This is a genomic window from Shewanella decolorationis S12, from assembly GCF_000485795.1.
GTDB lineage: Bacteria > Pseudomonadota > Gammaproteobacteria > Enterobacterales > Shewanellaceae > Shewanella > Shewanella decolorationis.
In genome coordinates this window covers 1-256 of sequence record NZ_AXZL01000022.1, presented here as the reverse complement: position 1 = coordinate 256, position 256 = coordinate 1, and the positions used below count along the sequence as shown (strand labels likewise).

General features: G+C 50.0%; 1 pseudogene. It reads left to right on the top strand.

Features of this window, described 5'->3' with window-relative positions:
* Nucleotides 1–80: 80 nt before the first annotated feature.
* Nucleotides 81–256 (top strand): annotated as a pseudogene (locus tag SHD_RS22185) (TetR/AcrR family transcriptional regulator); the annotation flags it as partial.

Genomic DNA, 256 nt, shown 5'->3' with positions numbered 1-256 from the left:
ACTTATTTTTTTTTTTCAAGCAGAAGACGGCATACGAGATCACTGTGTGACTGGAGTTCAGACGTGTGCTCTTCCGATCTGAAGCTATTTGGCAGGCGGTCATGGAGTGGGTAGCAGAGCGCCTATTAGCCAGAATCGATCGATCCGCACAAGGAATCGAGTCGCCCTTGGCAGCCATGGAGGCGATGTTCATGAGTCATATCGAATTCGTAGCTGAGCACCCAGGCGTGCCAAGAATGATGTTTGGTGAGCTTCA